Origin of the sequence: Neobacillus bataviensis LMG 21833, assembly GCF_000307875.1 — a bacterium.
Taxonomy (GTDB): Bacteria; Bacillota; Bacilli; order Bacillales; family Cytobacillaceae; genus Neobacillus; species Neobacillus bataviensis.
In genome coordinates this window covers 1-900 of record NZ_AJLS01000192.1, presented here as the reverse complement: position 1 = coordinate 900, position 900 = coordinate 1, and the positions used below count along the sequence as shown (strand labels likewise).

Genomic DNA, 900 nt, shown 5'->3' with positions numbered 1-900 from the left:
ATTATTTGCCGAGATAGTCGTTGCGTCAGCGACGGTTAGTGTGGTTGTTGAACTTACCGTATATTTTGCCAGATTGGCACTAGACAAACTTTGAAGAAAACTAGCGACTGTCGTGTATGTTGACTGTGCTTGGTAAGCCTGAAGTCCCAAGTAATTAAGCGCATAGTAAGTTTCTGTGTATGAGCCAATCGGAAGTTTCTGTGTATGAGCCAATCGGAAGTTTCTGTGTATGAGCCAATCGGAAGTTTCAGAGAGTTTGTCGCATCTCCCCAGTAGTTAGTCGTGCCGCCTACGATATTGGTCACGGCATTATAGCCATTGATGGCATAAGGTAGACCGTCATCATCTACACCATCAATATCTGTACTTGCCGTGATATCGTTGATAGGCATATAGTTCGTTGCTGGGGTTAACGGTGTTGTGCTACTTGTCGAATTAGATGTGATGCTCGTCTGGTCAGAAATCATGTTGACAGTGACAAATTGTAGGGGTTGATTATAAAGCCCAGCAGGAATGTATGGGTTTGCGGCAAGAAGAGCCTCAAATGTCGAATAAGTCGTTCCAGTCCCACCAGCAGTCGTCGCATAGGTATAACCTGTGATGATATAGCGAATTCCTGCAGGATCAGTATAGACGATATTATCTGTCGTCGTCATAGATATACCGCTATTAGTAGCAATATAACTAAACAGATTGTCTTGATTATTGGGAGTTGCTTGACCTACCACAACACCATTAGGCTGATTTCCAAGCCCATCAAGGTAATCAGGGTCCGTCCCTAATACAGAAACTTTCCAAGAAGTTCTGACTGAATATGGCGAGAGTTGAACATAGTATTGATTGCCCGTTGCCCCGTAGGTCTGACCTGTTGCAGGAAAATTAGCCCATGCACCAGACGTT

General features: G+C 44.1%; 1 protein-coding gene. It reads right to left on the bottom strand.

Going from position 1 to position 900, the window contains the following annotated elements:
* Positions 1–53 precede the first annotated feature (53 nt).
* Positions 54–900, bottom strand: an 847-nt coding sequence (locus tag BABA_RS25840) for a hypothetical protein (protein WP_007088237.1), incomplete at its 5' end; no start/stop codon positions are given.